A 19,702-nucleotide genomic window follows, 5' to 3' on the forward strand; every position below is an offset into this window, starting at 1 on the left:
ACCCCCCCATAGTCTTGCGTCTTGAGCCTTTACGTTACAGGTTTCGATGTATCCCTTTTATCCCCTTTATCCCTGTTCGAATGCTTTTAGCAGTTCTTTGCGCCTTCGCGCCTTGGCGTCTTTGCGTTAATAGAATAGGCCTTTGCCTTTACTCTTGCAAAAATCTTCTTGAGCGGGTACGGATGCTGTCATGGGCAAGCTCTCCGATAACATCCGCAAGCTGTACCTCTTCTCCTTCCTGCAGATGATGCTGTTCCCCATGGCGATCATCACGCTCTTCTGGAAGGACCACGCCGGTCTGTCACTGACCCAGATCCTGCTCCTGCAGAGCATCTTCTCGGTGGCGACGCTCGCACTCGACTACCCGGCGGGGTACGTGAGCGACCGGCTCGGCTACCGCTGCGCCCTCAACATCGCGTCGATCCTCGGCATCATCGGCTGGGGCATCTACATCTGGGCCGACTCGTTCGCGACGGTGCTCCTGGCCGAGATCACCCTGGGGATGTCACTTTCCTTCATCAGCGGCTCGGACAGTGCGCTCCTCTTCGAGACGCTGCGTGCCCAGGGGGAGGAGCAGGCTTACGCACGCCACCAGGGGCGCATGCACGGCTTCGCACAGGCGGGCGAGGCGACCGGCGCGGTCCTGGCCGGCGTGATCTACGCCTTCCAGCCCAGACTCCCCTTCATCCTCCAGGTGGCGGTGTGGGGCGCCGGCCTCCTGGTAACCAGGCAACTGGTGGAGTCACCGCGGGTCCACGCGCCGGCCCGCTCCCACCTCGCCGAGGCCCTCGCCACCGCCCGCTACGCATTCCTGGACAACCGCCACCTGCGCTACACCATCCTGCTCAACACGGTGCTCGGCGTGGCGTCCTTCTACCCGGTCTGGCTGATCCAGCCCTACATGCAGCACGCCGGAGTGCCGCTGGCCTGGTTCGGACCGGTCTGGGCCGGCGCCAACCTCACCGTGGCGCTGTGCGCGCTCGCCAGCCATCGCATGCATGCGCGCCTGGGGGACCGGGGCATGGTCCTGCTCTTTTTGCTCCTGGTGGTGGTCGGTTACCTGGGCCTCGGGCTCGCCGGCGGGATCTGGGGTTTTCTCTTCTACTACCTCTTGACCTGCATGCGCGGGCTGCGCGGGCCCATGATGCTGGCCCACACCCAGCGCGAATCCGCCAGCGCCAACCGTGCCGCGACGCTTTCGCTGCAGTCGGTCTCCTTCCGGCTCCTCTTCGTGGTGACCGGGCCGCTGGTGGGGAAACTCGCCGACCAGGGGGGAGTGGGGCAGAGCTTCTACCTGCTGTTCTACGCGTTCTTGGGGACGCTGCCGATTCTTGCCGTGCTCTTCCTGAGGCACGCGCCGCGGGAGAACTGAAAGGCAAATCCCCCCTGTCCCGCCTTTCTCAAGGGTGGGACGCCGGGGCACCCGCATCGTGAGCAAAGGGGGGGGACGTTGGGGCACCGGCAGCGGTTTTTCCAGGCAGCATCCGACATTTTTCCTGGTTCCCGAGCTCCAGCTTGGGAACCCCATATGGCGCAAAGCTCCAGCTTTGCATCCGAGGGAAGCTGGAGCTTCGGAGAGGCTTTGCGTTCCCAAGGAGGACCTTGGGAACGAGATCAACGAGATCAACTCCAGCAAGGGGGGGGAACCGTTCGGGCATGAAAAAAGCTGGCTCCGGGAGGGGGCCAGCTTCATGATTGACTGCGGAGCCTGTGGCGGGAGGACATTACATGGTGCGTCCTTTGCGACCGGAGTGGATCTTGCCATGGTGGGTGATGACGTGGACGTTGTGGTTGGGCTCACGCCGCATCATCATCTCGTGCTTGGGCGGCACCAGGGCCTTCTTGCCGCTCCGCTCCCGCTCCATCATGACTTTCATCCTCGGCGTCATCGGCGTCTTCATCTCTCTCATAGCCGACACCTCCTTTCTCTCTTGCATAAGTATATCATGACTGAGAGGAAAGCTTCAAAATCCCCCCTGTCCCCCCTTCGCAAAGTGGGGGACAGGGGGCTCGTGCAGCGCTTCGTGGAAGAATTTGCCTGGGGCTCCTACACATCTGGTAAAAGGAAAAGAAACCGCAACACTCACTGCGCTTGCCTCTGACAGGCACAGAAGGATTTTTATTGAAAGATCGACTTTCCGAGCCATAATTACTCACTGTCTACATGGAATCCCATTGAAGGAGGAACAGTATGAAGCGGAATCTGCTATTTTGTCTCTCGGTGCTGGTGTGCTTCGCCCTGTCGGGGTGCGTTACGAGCGGTACCTACCAGAAGAAGGAGCTCGAGGCCCAGAACCTGGAGAAGAGCCTCCAGGAGCAGCGGGGACAGTACAACATCCTCTTGGGCGAGAACGACCAGCTCAAAAACGACATCAAGAAACTGACCACGGAACTGGCCGCCATGACCGGCGAGAAGAACGCGCTCACGGCGGACAAGAAGGGGCTGGAGGAGACGCTCAAGTCGACCTCGGATGCCAAGAACCAGAAGATCGGCGAGTTGAGCCAGAAGGTGGGCGACCTCAACGCGAAGGTGGGAGACCTGACCCAGAAGTCGGCGGACCTGGAGGCGGAGAACAAGCGGCTCAAGGACGAGGTGGCCCGCCTGCAAAAGCAGAAGGAGGAAGTCCAAAAGACCAGCAAGACCTACGGCGACCTCCTGGAGCAGATGAAGGGGGAGATCGCCAAGGGACAGGTGACCATCTCGGAGCTGAAGGGTAAGCTCACCGTGAACATGGTGGACTCGGTGCTCTTCGATTCCGGCAAGGCCGAGGTGAAGCCTGAGGGGCTGGTGGTGCTGCAGAAGGTGGTGGACATCCTGAAGACCGTGAAGGACAAGGCGGTCCGCATCGAGGGGCATACCGACAACGTACAGATCGTCGGACAACTGGCCAAGCGCTACCCCACCAACTGGGAACTCTCCGCCGCCCGCGCCATCAACGTGACCCGCTATCTGCAGCAGCAGGGGCTCGATCCGGCCCTCTTGGGTGCGGTCGCCTACGGCGAGTTCAAGCCGGTAGCGTCCAACGACACCGAGGAGGGGCGGGCAAAGAACCGCAGGATCGAGATTGTGCTGGTGGCGAAAGAATAACGGCAGAGGCTTAACGCAAAGACGCGGAGCCGCAAAGGCGCAGAGAAAAACGAAAGGCCCTGAGAATTACTCGGGGCCTTTTTGTTTTAGGCACAAAACCTTTGTATTTAACGCAAAGACGCAAAGGCGCAAAGAAATCTGAAGACCATCAAAACAACCGCGACGTCCGGGTTGAGGCTTAAACTTAACGCAAAGACGCCAAGGCGCAAGGTCGCAAAGACAAAGAATAGAACGGGGAACGGCAAACCCGGCAAAAGAACGTTCGGGTTTCCTCTGCGACTCCGCGCCTCCGCGTCTTTGCGTTAAAAAAAGGTTTGGGGTTACTGCGAGACGCTGTTGCGGCCAAGGGCCTTGGCGCGGTAGAGGGCAGCGTCGGCGGCGGCGATGACGTCGTCGACACCTTGACCGCGATTGACTCCGGCGACGCCGATGGATACGGTGACGGGCGGCAGCGGGGCGGGGGAGCTCGGGATCTCTGTCCCGGCGATGGCCTCGCGCAGCCTCTCGGCTATCTCTAAGGCCTGCCCCACCACGACGCCGGGAATGGCGACGAAGAACTCGTCACCGCCGTAACGCGCGGTGAGCACGGTAGGCCTCAGGTGGCCGAGGATGGTCTGCGCGACGGCGTGGATGGCCCGATCGCCGCACAGGTGTCCGTAGCTGTCGTCGAATTCCTTGAAGTTGTCGATGTCGATCATCATCACCGCCAAGGGCGTCCCGCTGCGTATGCTGCGGGTGACCATCCGCCCCAGCATGTCGTTCAACCAGTAACGGTTGTGCATCCCGGTGAGGGCGTCGACGGTGCCGTAACAGTGAAAGGAACGCTCCCGCAACATCTGGTCAGTGATGGTGCGGTCGGCCTTGCGCACTCTTCCCGACAGGATGGTGAGGAGGTTGCAGGCGGCGGCGTGGGACACGGTGGCAAGACTCCAGACCAGTTCCCGCGGCATCACCATGACCCGGCAGGGCTCATCCGCTACCACGTAGGCCGAGGTGGGCTTGCCGTCCAGCACCGAGAGCTCGCCGGCCACCTCGCCCGGCTCCAGGATGGCCACCGGGTCGGAATCGAGGTCCTCCAGGTGCACGCTCAGCCGACCCGAGAGCAGGATGAAGAGCTCGTGGTTGATGTTCTCCGGCCGCAGCAGGATCTGGCCGGAAGGGAGATCCCGGAAGTCGCAGCTGTCGATGATGCCCTGGAGTGACTCCTGTGAGACATCACGGAAGAGCTGGACCCTGTCCAGAGGGAGTTCATCCACAACCTGCAACATCTTCGACATGCACAACCTCCGGCGTTACTGTCACAGGTCCCTTCAGTGACTGCGGCCCTCTCCCATTGATTGTACAACACAAAAAACAAGCATCAACGCTGAGAACACGCCAAAAGCTAAACACAGAGGACACGGAGATCCACAGAGGGCACAGAGAACAAAACTCAAAGGCTGGTATGTAACGCAAAGCCGCAAAGGCGCAAAGAACGACAAAGGCTCGATCAACTCGGGAACAATCGAAAGCACAAACACAGAGGACACGGAGGACCACTGAGGACACAGAGAAAACACCTTTGGAGGTAAACCCAACGATTGTTTTTACACCGTGTCCGCCTTGGCTTTTCCTCCGTGTCCTCTGTGTTCCGCCTTTAACGGATCTCGAAGATGCGCACCATGCCGGGGGTGAGCCGGACCTGGCTCAGCACACGGCCATCGAAGGAGGTGAAGGGCATGGGAGTGCCGTCCAGCGAGTATTCGGTGACCGTGGCGCCGGGACGCGTCCTGATGCGCAGGGTCGGGCTTTCTTTCTTGTCCCACACAAAGAGCACCTGCCGCCCATCGGGGCGCACGAACAGGTGCTGATAGAGCTCTCCCTTCTTTCCTTCCGTGACCTCGACGGCAAGCTGGTTGTCGGCGACGGTGAGGCTACCTGCGTTGAGCAGGGCGAGCAGGCGCTTGACGGTGTGGAAGGCGAGCTTTTTCTTCCGGTCGGCCTTGAGCAGCCCCAGGTAGTAGTTCTCGCTCTCGCCGATCACCTTGGCCTGCGGCTTGCGGTCCCGGATCTGGTAGATACCCAGGTGCTCCACCCGCGGATCGGCCAGGAAGGTGGCGAAGGCCCTGGCCCACCAGTTGGCCTGGTCCGGTTCGCTCTTGCCGGGCGGGGTGGCGTAGCCGACCTCGTTCAGCCAGATCGGTTTTCCCGAACAGGCCTGGTCAACCACCGGAAGGAACTCCCGGCGAAAGAAGCCGGGGCGCCCCTGGTCCAGGTAGTTCTCCACCGTGACCGACTGCGGGGTCCAGGTCTCGGGGTAGGCGTGGATGGGGATGACGTCGAACCTGGCGGCGTTGCCGTAGGTGGCGCATGCCTGCCGCACCCAGGCGACGTCGGGCCAGACCATGCCTCCCATTATGACCAGCTTCAGGGGGGCCGCCTTCCGTATCACTTCCGAGGCGACCCGCAGCACCTGGTTGTAGTCCGCGGCTGTGCCGTCCCACCACTGCTTCACGTTCTCCTCGTTGTATACCTCGTAGGATTCGATGTTCCGGTACGGCTTCAGCTCGGTCACGGTCCTCGACACGAAACGCCGCCAGTCCTCGATGTGCCGGGGGGGATCGTTCCAATCAACCCGGTCCGTGCCCCCGCCGCGCGCCGCCCACTCCGGCGTGTAGGCGAGGTAGGGCTGGAGCATGATCCCCTCTTTGGCCGCGAGGTCCAGGAAGCGGTGCAGCCAGGCGTAGTCGAAGCGTCCCCGCTGCGGTTCGTAATCGATCCAGCTGAAACTGCCGCGCCAGGTTGTTACTCCCAGCTCCTTCATGATCTGGAAGTCGCCGGCCACCTCTTTCAGGCTTTCCCCTTTGGGATAGTCCTGCAAAATGGCGAAAGAGATGCGCTTGGTGATGGCGGAAGCAGGGCTCGGGCCACGGAAGGCAGGCGAGCCCGGAGCGGGGCCGCGCGGCTGCTGTGCCGGAGCGTCGGGAGCGGGAACGATAATCGACAGGGCCAGCAGTACCAGCGGGAGCAGGAACCGGGGCAGTCTGTTCACGGGAACCTCCTTGGGCGGGGAGATTGGAGGATTATAACAAAGTCGGCCGCCTGTCCATTAAAGAGGCGGCTTTTATGTGACAGCTGTCACTTCCTTTTTGGCACGATCTCTCTACCTTTGTGTTTAGAAGCAAGCACTTCCATCCACACGAGGTAACGATGCTTTCATCTTTAGCCGCGTTGGCCGGCATGGACGGCAGGAAGGTCCAGCAGGCACGGCGCGCCCTTTCCTTCATCGCACCGCACCGTAGAACCATTTCCATAATCCTGGTACTCATGCTGCTGGTGGCCGCACTCGGCGCGCTGGAGCCGCTGATCTACAAGCTGGTCTTCGACCGCCTGGGGAGCAACACCGGCCTCGCCCGCCTGCTCATGGTGGTGGGCGCCATCGTGGCCGCCGCACTGGTCAAGGAGGCGCTGAACGGGTTCAGCAACTGGCTCAGCTGGAAGGTGCGGCTGTCGGTGAACTACAAGCTCCTCGACGAGACCACGGCCAGGCTCCACTCCCTGCCGCTTTCCTACCACCGCGAAGAGACGGTGGGAGGGCTGATGACCAGGCTGAACCACGGCATCAACGGGTTCGTGACCGGGATCTCCGACCTCGCCTTCAACATCCTCCCCGGGCTCATTTACCTCACCATCTCGGTGGTGGTCATGTTCCGTCTCGACTGGCGTCTCTCCCTGCTGGTGGTGTTCTTCGCCCCGCTGCCGGCCATGATCGGGGTCGCCGCCTCCCATGAGCAGACCGCCCGGGAGAGTTCGCTCCTCTACCGCTGGGGCGTCATCTTCTCCAGGTTCAACGAGGTGCTCTCCGGCATCGTCACGGTGAAGAGTTTCGCCATGGAGGAAGCGGAGCGCAGGCGCTTCATGGGGGACGTGGCGCAGGCGCACGGCATCGTCAGGAAGGGGGTGTTGACCGACACCTGGATCGGCGCGGCGCAGAACCTGGTGGTGATGCTGGCCAAGTCGGCCTCGATCGGCTTTGCCATCTACCTGATTCAGCGCGGTGAGACCACGGTGGGGACCCTGATGGCGTTTCTGGGCTACCAGGGGGGGATCTTCGGGCCGGTGAACAGCCTGACCGGCGTCTACCAGACCCTCCGGAAGGCGGGCATCTCCTTCGACATCGTTTTCTCCATCCTGGACGCCGAGGACCGGCTGCGCGACGCCCCGCACGCGTTGCCGCTGCACGAGGTCAAGGGGGAGGTGGTCTTCTCGCAGGTGAGCTTCGGCTACAACGAGGAGCGGCGGGTCTTAAACGGCATCGACCTGCACGTGCAGCCGGGGCAGACCATCGCCATCGTCGGTCCCAGCGGCTCGGGGAAGACCACGCTGATCTCGCTGCTGCAGCGCTTCTACGACCCGACCACCGGCTGCATCAAGCTGGACGGCAACGACCTGAGGGAACTGCAGCAGCGCTCGCTGCGGCGGCAGATCGGGGTGGTGCTGCAGGACGCGCTGGTGTTCAACGACAGCATTCGCAACAACATCGCCTACGGCAGGCCCGACGCCACTGACGCCGAGATCGAGGACGCAGCCCGGGCCGCCAACGCCCACGGCTTCATCGGCAACCTGCCGGGAGGGTACGACTTCGTCGTGGGGGAGCGGGGGGGCCGCATCTCGGTCGGGGAGCGCCAGCGCATCAGTATCGCGCGTGCCCTGTTGAAGAACCCTTCACTGTTGATCCTGGACGAGGCGACCTCGGCCCTGGACGCGGAGTCGGAAGTGCTGGTGCAGGAGGCGCTGGACCGGCTGGTGCAGGGACGCACCAGCTTCATCATCGCGCACCGGCTCTCTACCGTGGTTGGCGCCCATAAGATACTGGTGCTTAAGGACGGCCAGATCATCGAGTCGGACAGCCACGAGTCGCTCATGGAGCAGGACGGCTACTACGCTTCGCTGGTCCGGTGCCAGTCGCGGGGGTTGCTGCCGGCATAAACTGGCTCACGCAAAGCCGCAAAGGCGCAAAGAAAGACAAACCAGGACACAGAGAAAACTCAAAGGCTGATGTCTAACGCAAAGCCGCAAGGGCGCAAAGAACGGCAAAAGGCTCGGGGAAACCTCGGGCTTTTTGTTTCAACCCTCACCACCTAAAAAACAGAGACAAGACGTGACCGGCATAACGCAAAGGCGCAAAGGCGTTAAGACACAGCTCTTTGAGTTTTGAGGTACTCTGTGTCCGCCTTGGCTTTTCCTCGGTGTTCTCTGGGGTCCGCTTTTCAGGCTTTGCAGACGGTGGTACAACTAAGGGAGATTGTTAACGCACGAGGCTAAGGAGCTTCATTATGACGACGCCGGCGGAAACTTCGTTCCTGCATACCCTGTCCCTGTCCACCGACCTGGCGCTGCGGCGCCGCTTCATGGTGATGGACGAGGACCTTTTGGGCAACCTGCGCTTCGGACTGCTCCTGGAGATCCTGGACAAGGTGGCGGAGGAGACGGCTCTGCGCTACGTGAACCGGTTCTACCCGGACGCGAGAGTGGTGACGGCGGCCATCGACAACATCATCGTGCGCCACGTGGCGGACGTGACCCGGGACATGGTCTGCGAGGCGCGCATCAACCAGGTGGGGAGATCGTCGCTGGTGATCGGGATCCGCGTGGAGCAGCCGGGGGAGCCCACGAACCATGTCGCTTCCTGCTACTTCACCATGGTGGCGCGGTCGGGGATGGGGGAGGGGGCGGTGAGCGTGGCCCTGCCGCCACTGGAGTACGCGACGGAGCGGGAACAGGCTCGGGCGAGGAAGGCGGTGGCGCGCCGGGAGGAATACCGGCAGCAGCAGGCGCTCATGTCAGGACCGCCGAGCCCGGAGGAATACCGGATGCTGGCCGCACTGCACAAGGCACAGGACGAGCCGGATTTCCAGGGGCTCTTGGCGGGGCGTCTGGTGACTGATTCGTGGGAGAGGATGTATCCCGAGTTCGAGAATGTGCCGCAGAAGATCTTCGGCGGCTACCTGGTACGCAAGGCCTACGAACTGTCCTCGATCTGCTCGGAACTGGTGGCGCCGGACCGGTCGGTCATGGCGGCGGTGAACCGGATCAACTTCTTCCACCCGGTGCGCATGGGTGACAAACTGCACTACACCAGCCGCGTGGTGTTTACCTGCGGCAGCTACGTCTGCATCGAGGCCAACATCGAGCGCATCAGCCGCGACCGTACCAGCAAGGCGCTTTCCAACTCGTGCCTCTTCACCTTCGTCAACGTGGACCGGGACCTGGTGCACCGTCCGGTGCCGGCGGTCTATCCCACTACCTACGCCGAGGACGCGAGATACCTGGAGGCGGAACGGAGCTTCAAGACGCTTTCCGAGCACATCCACCTTATTTAAAGGACGTTCAACGTTCTACGTTCTACGTTCTAGGTTTTACGTTTTACGTTTTACGTTTTACGTTCTACCCGGGCGTGACGGAGAGTGCGTCGAACGTGGCTGGAGAAAGGGGACAGGCACCTGTGGAGCCAGTCCCCTCGGTTGTTCCGTCTTTGTTTTCTCGGATTTCCTCAGATTTCCTCCGTGGCCAACGGTTTGCCGTGGCAGAAGGGCGCGGCTGGGCAGTTGGCGCACATCGAGGGGATGCCACGGGCTGACGCGATCTGCACGGCCCGCTCCTGCACCTCGCCGGATACTCCTTCCGAGCCGATTACCAGGGCGTCGATGCCTTCCATATCTTCCAGGGTGGTGACCAGCGCGGGATGTACCATGCGAAGGTCGAACCCCGCCCGCGCGGCCGCCGTCATCCAGTCCCACCCTACCGTCCTTTCATTACCCACAACCGCTATGCACATACAGCCCCCTGGTGGAACCCTTGAGCAGCTTCGAGACATGTCGCCCTCTTTGGAAATTGAATGTTACTTTCAGTAACATTGTCTGCTGGTGGTTGTCAATGACAAAACGGGTGTGGGCCGGCGGGGGAAGGGGGTGGGAGCCGGGAAACCGGGGGACGGAGCGGGGATTTCGCAACTTTGCAAGGCGGAGTTTGCGCCGGCGCGAAATGGCCGGGCGTCGACCTGGTATTCCGAGAGGGGACGTGTCCCGTTAGGGAAAACTCCTGTGGAAAACTTAAGAGGTATTGGAACACGTAGTTGTGCTAAAGTTGCGCATCTTGCGACATTTTTTAGCATTGCGACCCGGCGGTGACAACGCCGCCGCACGTGATGCCGCACATTTCGGGTGTGCCCGCTGCATTGGTATACATCATGCTATTTCACGGACACACCACTTTATCACTGCTTTACCTGACGGAAGCAGAATCGAGGGCTGAGATGGACACTTATACGATCGACGTCGAACTGGAACACTACTATGGCGACCGCATGGCTACCAGCAGCAGGGAAGCCTGCCGCCGTTTCTACCTGCGCGCCGTGTCGCGCTGCAACGGCGCCGAACTGGAGCGCTACCTGAAGCTGGTCAAGGCACACGCTTCGGTGTACTCATCGGTGCACCACATGTTTCGCTCTCCCTTCAAGCACGTCGAACTGCCGCTGTTGCTGACCAGCCTCGTGCTCCTGGTATCCAGCCTGGTCATGGTCTTTTCCGGTGAAACCAGCGCCCTCATAGCAGGGGGGACCTCGGCGGGACTGATCGGCGTGCTGCAGTGCGTACGGCAGCTGATCAGGAACTGGCAGCAGCACTCGGTACGCGAGGCGGTCTTCACCGAATTCGCCGAGTTCCTGCAGCGGGAAACGCTTCAATAAAAACCATTGGCCACGGAGACAATCTGAGGACTTCCGAGAAAACCTGAAACCGAGACAGGCTTTTGGGGTACCCCTTGAATCTTTTGCTTCTCCCTGATTTTCTCAGATGTTCTCCGTGGCAAATGATTTCAAGGTTGGGTATAGTGTTTCCTGCCTGATGCTGCGGCATATCATTCCATTGATGGAGGTAGGAAGCATGAAGCGCCTGATCTTATTGTCTCTGCTGCTCGTTCTTGTTGTGCCCATGACTGCGTTTGCCAGTCTGGATTCGTTCCTCTCCAGCCTGAACGTCCAGGCCCGCGCCGACATGACCGGGTTCTCCGCCAAGGTGAGCGCCCAGTTCGGGGTGCCGACCGCCAAGGTCCAGATGGTGCTGCAATCGGTGCCGGAACCGGCCGACGCCTTCATGCTGTTCCAACTGGGGCAGTTCTCCGGCAAACCGGTGGACCAGGTTTACCAGGTCTACCAGCCCAACAAGAAGAAAGGGTGGGGCGCCATCGCCAAGGAACTGGGCATCAAGCCGGGCTCTCCCGAGTTCCATGCGCTCAAGAGGGGGGACCTGCGCCTGACCGGACAGCCGATGGGGCACGGCGGACAGGAAGATGCCGGCCCGGGGAAGGGAAAAGGCAAAGGGCATGGCAAGGGACATAACAAATAGGGGACGATAGTCCACAAAAAAAGAATTCAATGAAGGCCGGAGCTTTGCCCCGGCCTTTTTTCGTGTCTTAATTGCGGCAAAAAAGCCTTTTTATGGCAAAAAAAGCGCTTACAACGGCTTTTTTTCTGGTTTTTGCCGAATTCTCATGATAGCGTAAACGCTATTTTATTTTTTGTATGTGGTGCATCTATCATGTCAAGGGAGGAGTGTTTGTGAAAAGGAGAATGGGAAAAGTCATCGCAGCACTGCTGCTCGCTGTGACGACAACTCTGGCCGCGCCGTCGGCCTGGGCCATGTCGGTCGCCACGGTGAACGGCAGCTACAATTTCGTGGAACAAACGGCCGGGTTCTATACCCCCACGGGGGGCGGGATCCTGGACAACTTTCATGGCAACAACGGCACCATATCATTCAACGGCGCCGGGGCCTGCTCCCTGAGCTTCCAGGACCATGGTTTTGAAACGCGAGTGGGGGGGAGCACCGTCTCCACCTGGGTTGACCCCACCACTGACGCGCCCTGCACCTATACCGTCTCACCGGCTGGGACCATGACCATCAGGTTTCCCGACAGCAGCTCCAGCAACTTTCAGGTCAGCCAAAACGGCAACGTGATCATTGCAGGCTTTTCCGCCAAGGAAATACAGAGCGGTGGCACCGACTACTGGGGCAACCAGGTTATCGCGGTCAGGAAGGGCAGCGGCATGAACAACGCCTCGCTCTCCGGTATCTTCAATTTTGTGAACCAGGAGTTCGGCTTCTGGCAGAACACTCTACCGGGCACTTCCTACTTTGTTAACGACAACATCCACAACTATTCAGGCACCGCGATTTTTGACGGCAATGGTGGCTGCAGCCTGAGCTATGCCGGCAATGCTTACCATGTCGATCTGACCGGCAACGGCAACAGCGTCAGCGAGTCCAACGACAGCGCGGGGCCGGCTTCCTGCACCTATACGGTTTCAAGCAGCGGTCATGTCCAACTCTCCTTTGGGGACGGGGGAAAGGAATTCGACCTGAGCCCCGATGGCAACGTGCTCATCGCCGGGTCCCCCACCCAGGAGACCGTCTCCGGCGGTGTAGATTATTTCGCAGACCAGTTGGTCGCCGTCAAGGCAGGGGGAGACCCGACAAATGCCTCCATGGCGGGAAGATACAACTTCGTCTACCAGGAAAGCGCTTTCTGGGCCTATAACGGCGGCGTAACCGACGGCGTCTTTGTCAACAGCGGCTCCCTCGTCATCGACGCCAACGGCGGTTGCAGCATGTCCTATACCGGCGCCGCCTTGGAAGCGAACATCACCTCGGGAAGCGGAGTCACCTACCAAGCCGACAACGCCGGCCCGGTGCCCTGCACCTACACCATCTCTCCCTCGGGACACATGACCCTTTCCATGGACGGCGGGGGGACCGACTTGTGGCTGAGCGCCGACGGCACGTTCCTGGTGGGGGGCGGTATCTATAAGGAGGCCACCGCGGACGGGACTGACTACGACGTGTTCCAGATCTTCGCGACCAAGGGGCCGAGCGTCACCTGCGTCCAGCCGCCTACCATCACCGTCCCCGTGGCCGATGCCGACGGCAGCTACACCGTTTCCTGGGGCGCCTCGACCACGAAAGGGGTGACCTACCTCCTCGAGGAAGCCACCGACGCCGAGTTTACCCAGAACGTGCAGAGCTACAGCACCACCGGCGTCAGCCAGGTGATCAGCGGGAAGAACCTCGGTACCACCTTCTTCTACCGCGTCAAGGCTACCGCATCGGGGTACGCTGACAGCGACTGGAAGACGGCCGCTGCGGGTTGCGCCGTTCCCGGCACCGCCCTGCCGACCCTGACCGGCATCACCGTGCCGCTGGTCGACGCGGACGGCGACTTCACCGTATCCTGGAGCGCCTCGGCCACCCCTGGTGTCACCTACGTGCTGCAGGAGGCGACCAACGCCACCTTCACCGCCGGGGTCCAGGATGTCTACAGCGGCAGCGAGACCTCGGCCCTGATCTCCGGCCGTGCCGTCGGCACCACCTACTACTACCGCGTCAAAACCGTGGAAGGGGGCTACAAGGACGGCCTCTGGAAGAGCTCCACGACCGGGTGCACCGTGATCGGTCCGGATGTCGCAGCCGTGGCGCCGGCCGGCCTCACCGTCCCGGCGGCCGATCCGGATGGCTCCTACATCGTTTCCTGGACCGCCTCGACCACCAAGGGGGTAAGCTACCTCCTGGAGGAGGCGACCGACGCGGACTTCACTCAGAACGTCACCGACTATGTCGTGACCGGCCTCAGCAAGGCGTTCACCGGCAAGAGCCTTGGCACCACCTACTTCTACCGTGTCAAGGCGGGCAACTCCGAATACGTCGACAGTGCCTGGAAAACCGCAGCGGCCGGTTGCGCCGTACCGGGCACCGCGCTGCCGACGCTGACCACCCTCACTGTGCCGCCGGTCGACGCGGACGGCAGCTACACGGTCTCCTGGGGCGCTTCGGCCGTCCCCGGCGTCACCTACGTGCTGCAGGAGGCGACCAACGCCACCTTTACCGATGCGCAGGTGGTCTACAGCGGCGGCGATACCAGTGCTACCCTCTCCGGTCACAGCATCGGCACCACCTACTTCTACCGCGTCAAGACCGTCGAGGGGGGCTACAAGGACGGCCTCTGGAAGAGCTCCACGACCGGGTGCAAGGTGATCGGTCCCGACGTGCCCGCTGCTGCGCCGTTGACCCTTACCGTGCCGCTGGGCGACGCTGACGGGGCCTACACCGTTTCCTGGGGTGCTTCCGCCACCAAGGGGGTGACCTACCTCCTGGAGGAGGCCACCGACGCCGCCTTCACCCAGAATGTGATCGATTATCCGGTGAGCGGCCTCACCAAGGCCATCTCCGGCAAGAGCCTCGGCACCACCTACTTCTACCGCGTCAAGACGGTGCACCCCGAGTACGTCGACAGCACCTGGAAGACCGCTGCCGCCGGCTGCGCCGTCCCCGGTACCATCCTGGCCACCCTGACCGGACTGGTCGTCCCCGCCGTCGATGCCGACGGCAACTACACCGTTTCCTGGGGTGCTTCCGCCGTCCCCGGCGTCACCTACATCCTGCAGGAGGCGACCAACGCCACCTTCACCGGGGCCCAGGAGGCATACCGCGGCAGCGATACCAGCGCCGCCATCACCGGGAAAAGCGTGGGGGTAACCTACTTCTACCGCGTCAAAGCCATCGAAGGTGGCTACAAGGATAGCGCCTGGAAGAGCCTCGCCACCGGCTGCAAGGTGATCGGCGCGGGTGTCCCGGCAGCGGCCCCGCTCACCATCACCGTGCCCGCCACCGATGCCGATGGCAGCTACACCGTTTCCTGGGGGGCTTCGGCCACCAAGGGGGTGACCTACATCCTGGAGGAGGCGACCGACGCCGGCTTCACCCAGAACGTGGTCGATTACCCGGTGGCCGGGCTCACCAAGGCCATTACCAAGACTCTCCCCGCCATCTTCTACTACCGGGTCAAGGCGGTGCACCCCGAGTACGCGGACAGCGCCTGGAAGACCGCCCTGGCCCCGTGCCGCGCGCCGGGAACCATCATCCCCACGCCGGCTACCCTGACCGTGCCGGCAACCTACACCGACGGCACCATCAGCCTGAGCTGGAGCGCTGCGGCGGTCCCGGGGGTGAGCTACGTGGTGCAGGAGGCGACCAACAGCACCTTCACCGCCGGCCTGCGCGACGCCTACACCGGGGCCGACACCGCCACGGTGGTCACCGTCCCCAATGCCGGCCCGACCTACACCTACTATTACCGGGTCAAGGCCGTGGCAACCGGCTACAAGGACAGCGCCTGGAAGAGCTTTTTGACCGGGTGCAAGTACGCGGGTTTCCTGTAACGGGAACGCCGTGCCCCGGGTGCTAGCCGGGGAGTACCTGCCGCAACAAAAGAGGGGCCAGGCGTTTCGCCTGGCCCCTCTTTTATCGCTCCTGCCCGCCTTCAGAGCCGGAACTGCCGCACCAGGCTTTCCAGGCTCTGGGCACTGTGCGCCAGTTGCGAGGCCGCGGCAGCCGTCTCGTTGGCGCCGCGCGCCGTGTGCTGCACCACGTCGGTGACCTGCTGCACGTTCATGGTGATCTCGCTGGTGGTAGCGGTCTGTTCTTCGGCCGCGGTGGCGATCTGGTTCACCTGCATGGTGACCTCGCCGATCTGCTGCAGGATCATCTGCAGCGCCTCGCCCGACTGCTGGGACGACTGGGTCCCCTTTTCCACCTCGGCCACCCCTTCCTCCATGGCGCCGACCGCCGCCTTGGTCTCGTCCTGGATGGCCTTGATCATATTGCCGATCTCCTTGGTGGCCCTGGTGGTCCGTTCCGCCAGGGCGCGCACCTCGTCGGCCACCACGGCGAAGCCGCGTCCCTGCTCGCCGGCACGCGCCGCTTCGATGGCGGCGTTGAGCGCGAGGAGGTTGGTCTGGTCGGCGATGTCCTCGATGGTGGCGATGATGTCGCCGATCTGCTCCGAGCGCGCCCCGAGGCTCTCCACGGTCCCGGCACTGTCCTTGACCCGGTCCGCGATGCGCACCATTCCCGCTATGGTCTCCTGCACGACGTGCCCCCCCTGGGCTGCCGATGCGCTGCTTTGGCGGGAGGCCTCGGCGGCGCGGACGCAGTTTTGGGCGATATCGCCGCTGGTGGCCGCCATCTCCTCGCTGGCGACTGCCACAGAACCGGTCTGCGAGGCGAGCTCCTCGGCACCGGTGGCGATCTGTTCGGCGGTGGCCCGTAGCTGCTGCGACGCGGAGGCGATCTCGCTGGAACTCTCTGAAACCCTCCCGAGCATCTCGCGCAGGTTGGCGACCACCTTGCGGGCCGAGTCGGCGAGGTGTCCCAGTTCGTCGTTGCCGCTCAGCGTGATGGTCACGGTGAGGTCATTGTCGGCCAGCCGGTCGTTGGCGGCGATCAGTTCGGCGACCGGGGCGGTGATGCTGTGCACGATCATCATGGCCAGCAGGGCCGAGAGGATGACGGCAAGGACCAAAAGCCCTATCACCACCATGCGCGCCTGGTTGATCATCTGCTTCGATTCCTCCCCGACCCGCACCATCTCCTTGTCCTGGTGGGAGAGCATCTTGTCCATCGCCCCGAAGTAGGCGCTTTGCGCCTTGCGCATGGCCCCGATCAGTTCCTGCCCGGCCTTCTCCTTGTCCCCTTCCCTGATGGTGGCGATGACGTGGTGCTGGGCCTCCTGGTAGGCCTCCTTGGCCTGGACCAAATCCTTCAGGGCCGCCTTCCCGGCGTCGCTGTGCGCGGCTTTCTTAAGCTCCTCGATCCGCTTGTCGGCCGCCTGGAGGCACTCTCCGATGCGCTTCTCTTCCTTTTGCACCTCTTTGGGGTCCTGGAGGATGACCATGTTGCGCAGCCCGCGGGCGACCACGTTGACCTGGGCCTTGAGGTCGTTGAGCGCCACCGTCTTGGGCCACTTGTCCTCGATCAGGGTCCTGACCTTGCCGTCGAAGGCTGCCATCCTGCTGATGGAGTAGCCTCCGACCACTGTCATGAGGACCACTACCACGGCAAAGGCTATTCCGAGTCTTGTGCGCAGCTTGACTCCCGAAAGGGTCATTTGAGTTTCCTCCTGGGTTCATGCTCTCAGAGCCACATCGCTTGTTTCTATGAGAGATATCGACACAATGTTTCTTCATCTTGAGTGGAAAAACCCGGGCCTTCTGACTTACCCAGTTTTCAGTGTTGACTTGCAGTAGAAAACATCATACTGTTTTTAACAGTATTGTACCCGGCTTTGACAGTGGAGGGGAAAGTCATGATGTCGGCGGTTTTGTATGGGGGGACGGCGCTGGCCGTACTGGTGTCCTGGCGGCTGGACCCGGAGAAGACGAAGCGGGCGTTGCGTATCGGCGCCAAGTCCCTGCACGGGCTGGCCCCGCGCATCCTGGGCATGGTGGTCCTGATCGGGCTGGTGCTTGCCCTGGTCCCGCCGGAGGTGATCAGGAAGCTGTTCAGCCACGGCGGAATCGGGGGCTTCAGCCTGGTGGCGGCCATCGGCTCCATCGTGACCATGCCTGCGCCGATCGCCTTCGCGCTGGTGGGGTCGCTGTTCAAGCTGGGGGCCGCCCCCGCCAGCCTGGCCACCTTCGTCACCACCCTGACCATGGTGGGGGTGATGACCGCACCCATGGAGATCTCGTGCTTCGGGAAGCGCTTCACGCTGCTGCGGCAGGCCCTGAGCTTCGTGGTGGCCATCGTCATCGGAGTGGCCATGGGGGTGCTGCTGTGAGAGAGAAGCTCGCGGACTACAGGCTCTTTTTCACCGTGCTCGTCGCCAACCTGGCACTGTCTTTGTGGCAGCCGGAGACGGCGCGGCTTGCCGCGCTCAACTCCACCGGTTTTCTCCTGGAGGTGCTCTCGATAGTGCCCCCGGTCATGGTGCTCATGGGGCTTTTGGATGTCTGGGTGCCGCGCCGGCTGGTCGAAGCGCACCTGGGACCCGATTCGGGCGCCGTGGGCGCCGGGGTCGCCATGCTGCTGGGGACCGCTGCCGCCGGTCCGCTCTACGCCGCCTTCCCGGTGGCGGTGTCGCTGCGGAAAAAGGGGGCACGGCTGGCCAACATCGTCATCTTCCTGGGGACCTGGGGCGCCATCAAGATCCCCATGATCCTGATGGAGAGCAGTTTCATCAGCCTGCGTTTCGCCCTGCTGCGGCTTATGCTCACGGTTCCCTGTATCCTGGCCTGCGGCTACCTGATGGAGCGGCTCATGCCGGAACGGGAACTGGAGGAAGAGACCGGCGCCGCCGGGGCCTGACCGCGCCTTCCGTGTGCGGGAGCCGTAACCGAGAAAGGAACCAAGATGCCTCCCAGAAGAAAGCAACAGTACCGACACCTCCCGGCCTTCATCCTGCTCGCCCTGGCCGAGGAGCCCATCCACGGCGGCGCCGTCCTCAACGTGCTGTCGCAGCGCATCCCGCTCTTCAAACCGGACAGCGCCGCCGTCTACCGCACCCTGCAGCAGCTCGAGGACGAGGCCCAGGTGGTCTCCAGCTGGGATACCAGCGGCAGCGGCCCGGCACGCAGGGTGTACCGGTTGACGCAAGCGGGGTGGGACAAACTGGAGGGATGGCGCGAAGACATCGAGATGCGCATGGCGAACCTGCGCTACTTCCTCGATACCTATGCGGAAGTCAGAAGTCACAGGAAGGTGTGAATGACGCTGCTGATAGAATCCCAGCATATCAGAGAGGGCGCAGGTGCGAGATCACCATGCCGGCTCTTGACAGTGGCCAAGCTGCTGCTAGTCTGGTGAGCGTCGCGCGCGTATGCGGTTTGGGATCAGGAAGAGCCGGGCAGATGCCTGATACTTGGTAGGAGGTGCGCTATGAGTGAAGACTCCCTCGCCAATAGCACCGATTCTCGAGTAGTGATCGTCGGCCCCAACCATTTTCAGAACACCCTCCTGGCCACTTTCATTGAAAATTACAGCATCTGCAGCTGCTGCGTCATGGACAGCCTGGACAGCTTCATCCTCTGCCATCAGCAAACCTTCCCCTGCCGCATCGCCCTGCTCTACGACTGTTTTCAGCTGCAGCAAAAGGCGCTGAGCGAATCCCTGCAACTCAAAATGGGCCAACTCCCCTGTGAGATCTCACTGGTGCTCTTCAACCTCGACCGGCAGGCCAGGATAGAGAAACAGGCCATCGAGGTCGGAGTCCAAGGGTTCTTCTATGCCGAGGATTCGGTGCAGACCGTGTTGAAGGGGTTGGCGGCGATCTTCGAGGGGGGGCTGTGGATCTCGCGCCAGATGATGACCGAGGTGATCCTGGAGCACGGTTTCGCCCACCGACGCAGGAAGGTCGTCGCGCACGACATGGTGCAGCACAGTCTGACCCACCGGGAGGTCGAGATCCTGGGGCTGCTCTCTGCGGGCGCCACCAACAAGTGCATCTCGGACACCCTTTTCATAAGCCCCCACACCGTGCGCACCCACCTCAACAACATCTTCCGCAAGATCAACGTCTCCAGCCGGCTCGAGGCCGCGGTCTGGGCGGCTGATTCCCTTTTCCTGCCCCAGTACCGGAACTGAAGATTGCCCGCCCCATGGCGCGTAGGAAACCGGCGCGGCTACGTCATCCTGCGTAGGAGCCGGGGGGGAGCAATATACCGCAGCAAATACTCCAATCCTCGTATTTATTCCTCTCGAAGCCTGGATGTACAATCGGCCCAGTAACATCAGCAGCGTCTGTCGC

General features: G+C 62.1%; 16 protein-coding genes. 11 read left to right on the forward strand and 5 right to left on the reverse strand.

Annotation, left to right across the window (positions count from 1 at the left end; all coding sequences use genetic code 11):
• Positions 1-190 precede the first annotated feature (190 nt).
• On the forward strand, positions 191-1,372 hold the full coding sequence (locus tag JFN91_RS21180) for an MFS transporter (RefSeq protein ID WP_199391135.1): 1,182 nt from the start codon (positions 191-193) through the stop codon (positions 1,370-1,372).
• Between the two features lie 352 nt (positions 1,373-1,724).
• Here JFN91_RS21180 and JFN91_RS21185 read toward each other — a convergent pair whose 3' ends face one another.
• A complete protein-coding gene (locus JFN91_RS21185) occupies positions 1,725-1,910 on the reverse strand; it encodes a hypothetical protein (RefSeq protein WP_199391136.1) in 186 nt (61 codons plus the stop codon).
• A 281-nt stretch (positions 1,911-2,191) separates the two neighbouring features.
• Here JFN91_RS21185 and JFN91_RS21190 point away from each other — a divergent pair, with 281 nt between their 5' ends.
• Positions 2,192-3,088 carry an OmpA family protein gene (locus JFN91_RS21190; protein WP_199391137.1) on the forward strand — a complete coding sequence of 299 codons (897 nt, stop codon included), beginning with the start codon at positions 2,192-2,194 and terminating at the stop codon, positions 3,086-3,088.
• 320 nt (positions 3,089-3,408) lie between these two features.
• On the opposite strand, the gene JFN91_RS21195 is transcribed toward JFN91_RS21190, so the two are convergent.
• Both JFN91_RS21195 and JFN91_RS21200 read right to left on the reverse strand, forming a co-directional pair.
• Positions 3,409-4,365, reverse strand: a complete 957-nt coding sequence (locus tag JFN91_RS21195; protein ID WP_199391138.1) for a GGDEF domain-containing protein — start codon at positions 4,363-4,365, stop codon at positions 3,409-3,411.
• Positions 4,366-4,724: 359 nt separating this feature from the next.
• Positions 4,725-6,119: a beta-galactosidase gene (locus JFN91_RS21200; RefSeq protein ID WP_328747843.1), complete on the reverse strand. Its 1,395-nt coding sequence runs from the start codon at positions 6,117-6,119 to the stop codon at positions 4,725-4,727.
• 158 nt (positions 6,120-6,277) lie between these two features.
• On the opposite strand from JFN91_RS21200, the gene JFN91_RS21205 reads away from it, so the two are divergent.
• Together JFN91_RS21205 and JFN91_RS21210 are read left to right on the forward strand one after the other, a co-directional pair.
• Entirely contained in the window at positions 6,278-8,056 is a 1,779-nt protein-coding gene (locus JFN91_RS21205; protein WP_199391139.1) for an ABC transporter ATP-binding protein, read from the forward strand.
• Positions 8,057-8,403: 347 nt separating this feature from the next.
• Positions 8,404-9,450, forward strand: coding sequence for an acyl-CoA thioesterase (locus JFN91_RS21210; protein ID WP_199391140.1), 1,047 nt, complete (start codon positions 8,404-8,406; stop codon positions 9,448-9,450).
• Between the two features lie 170 nt (positions 9,451-9,620).
• Here JFN91_RS21210 and JFN91_RS21215 read toward each other — a convergent pair whose 3' ends face one another.
• The gene (locus JFN91_RS21215) at positions 9,621-9,905 is read right to left on the reverse strand and encodes a hypothetical protein (protein ID WP_199391141.1); all 285 of its coding nucleotides are present in this window, start codon (positions 9,903-9,905) and stop codon (positions 9,621-9,623) included.
• Between the two features lie 477 nt (positions 9,906-10,382).
• Between JFN91_RS21215 and JFN91_RS21220 the strand changes: the two genes are divergently transcribed.
• From JFN91_RS21220 to JFN91_RS21230, 3 genes are all read left to right on the forward strand, one after another.
• Positions 10,383-10,814, forward strand: coding sequence for a GSU0071 family protein (locus JFN91_RS21220; protein WP_183345939.1), 432 nt, complete (start codon positions 10,383-10,385; stop codon positions 10,812-10,814).
• Between the two features lie 196 nt (positions 10,815-11,010).
• A complete protein-coding gene (locus tag JFN91_RS21225) occupies positions 11,011-11,472 on the forward strand; it encodes a hypothetical protein (protein WP_199391142.1) in 462 nt (153 codons plus the stop codon).
• Positions 11,473-11,684: 212 nt separating this feature from the next.
• On the forward strand, positions 11,685-15,338 hold the full coding sequence (locus JFN91_RS21230) for a fibronectin type III domain-containing protein (RefSeq protein ID WP_199391143.1): 3,654 nt from the start codon (positions 11,685-11,687) through the stop codon (positions 15,336-15,338).
• A gap of 101 nt (positions 15,339-15,439) precedes the next feature.
• Here the strand turns inward: JFN91_RS21230 and JFN91_RS21235 are convergent, their stop codons facing one another.
• Positions 15,440-17,065, reverse strand: a complete 1,626-nt coding sequence (locus JFN91_RS21235; protein ID WP_199391144.1) for a methyl-accepting chemotaxis protein — start codon at positions 17,063-17,065, stop codon at positions 15,440-15,442.
• Between the two features lie 198 nt (positions 17,066-17,263).
• Between JFN91_RS21235 and JFN91_RS21240 the strand changes: the two genes are divergently transcribed.
• From JFN91_RS21240 to JFN91_RS21255, 4 genes are all read left to right on the forward strand, one after another.
• On the forward strand, positions 17,264-17,737 hold the full coding sequence (locus tag JFN91_RS21240; RefSeq protein ID WP_199391145.1) for a permease: 474 nt from the start codon (positions 17,264-17,266) through the stop codon (positions 17,735-17,737).
• Positions 17,734-18,264 (forward strand): permease, encoded by a 531-nt coding sequence (locus JFN91_RS21245; RefSeq protein ID WP_199391146.1) that lies wholly within the window; start codon positions 17,734-17,736, stop codon positions 18,262-18,264. The genes JFN91_RS21240 and JFN91_RS21245 overlap by 4 nt, the downstream gene beginning before the upstream one ends.
• A 45-nt stretch (positions 18,265-18,309) precedes the next feature.
• On the forward strand, positions 18,310-18,663 hold the full coding sequence (locus JFN91_RS21250) for a helix-turn-helix transcriptional regulator (RefSeq protein ID WP_199391147.1): 354 nt from the start codon (positions 18,310-18,312) through the stop codon (positions 18,661-18,663).
• Positions 18,664-18,834: 171 nt separating this feature from the next.
• Entirely contained in the window at positions 18,835-19,539 is a 705-nt protein-coding gene (locus tag JFN91_RS21255) for a helix-turn-helix transcriptional regulator (protein WP_199391148.1), read from the forward strand.
• Positions 19,540-19,702: the final 163 nt, after the last annotated feature.

This window comes from Geomonas anaerohicana (assembly GCF_016458305.1).
Classification (GTDB): Bacteria; Desulfobacterota; Desulfuromonadia; order Geobacterales; family Geobacteraceae; genus Geomonas; species Geomonas anaerohicana.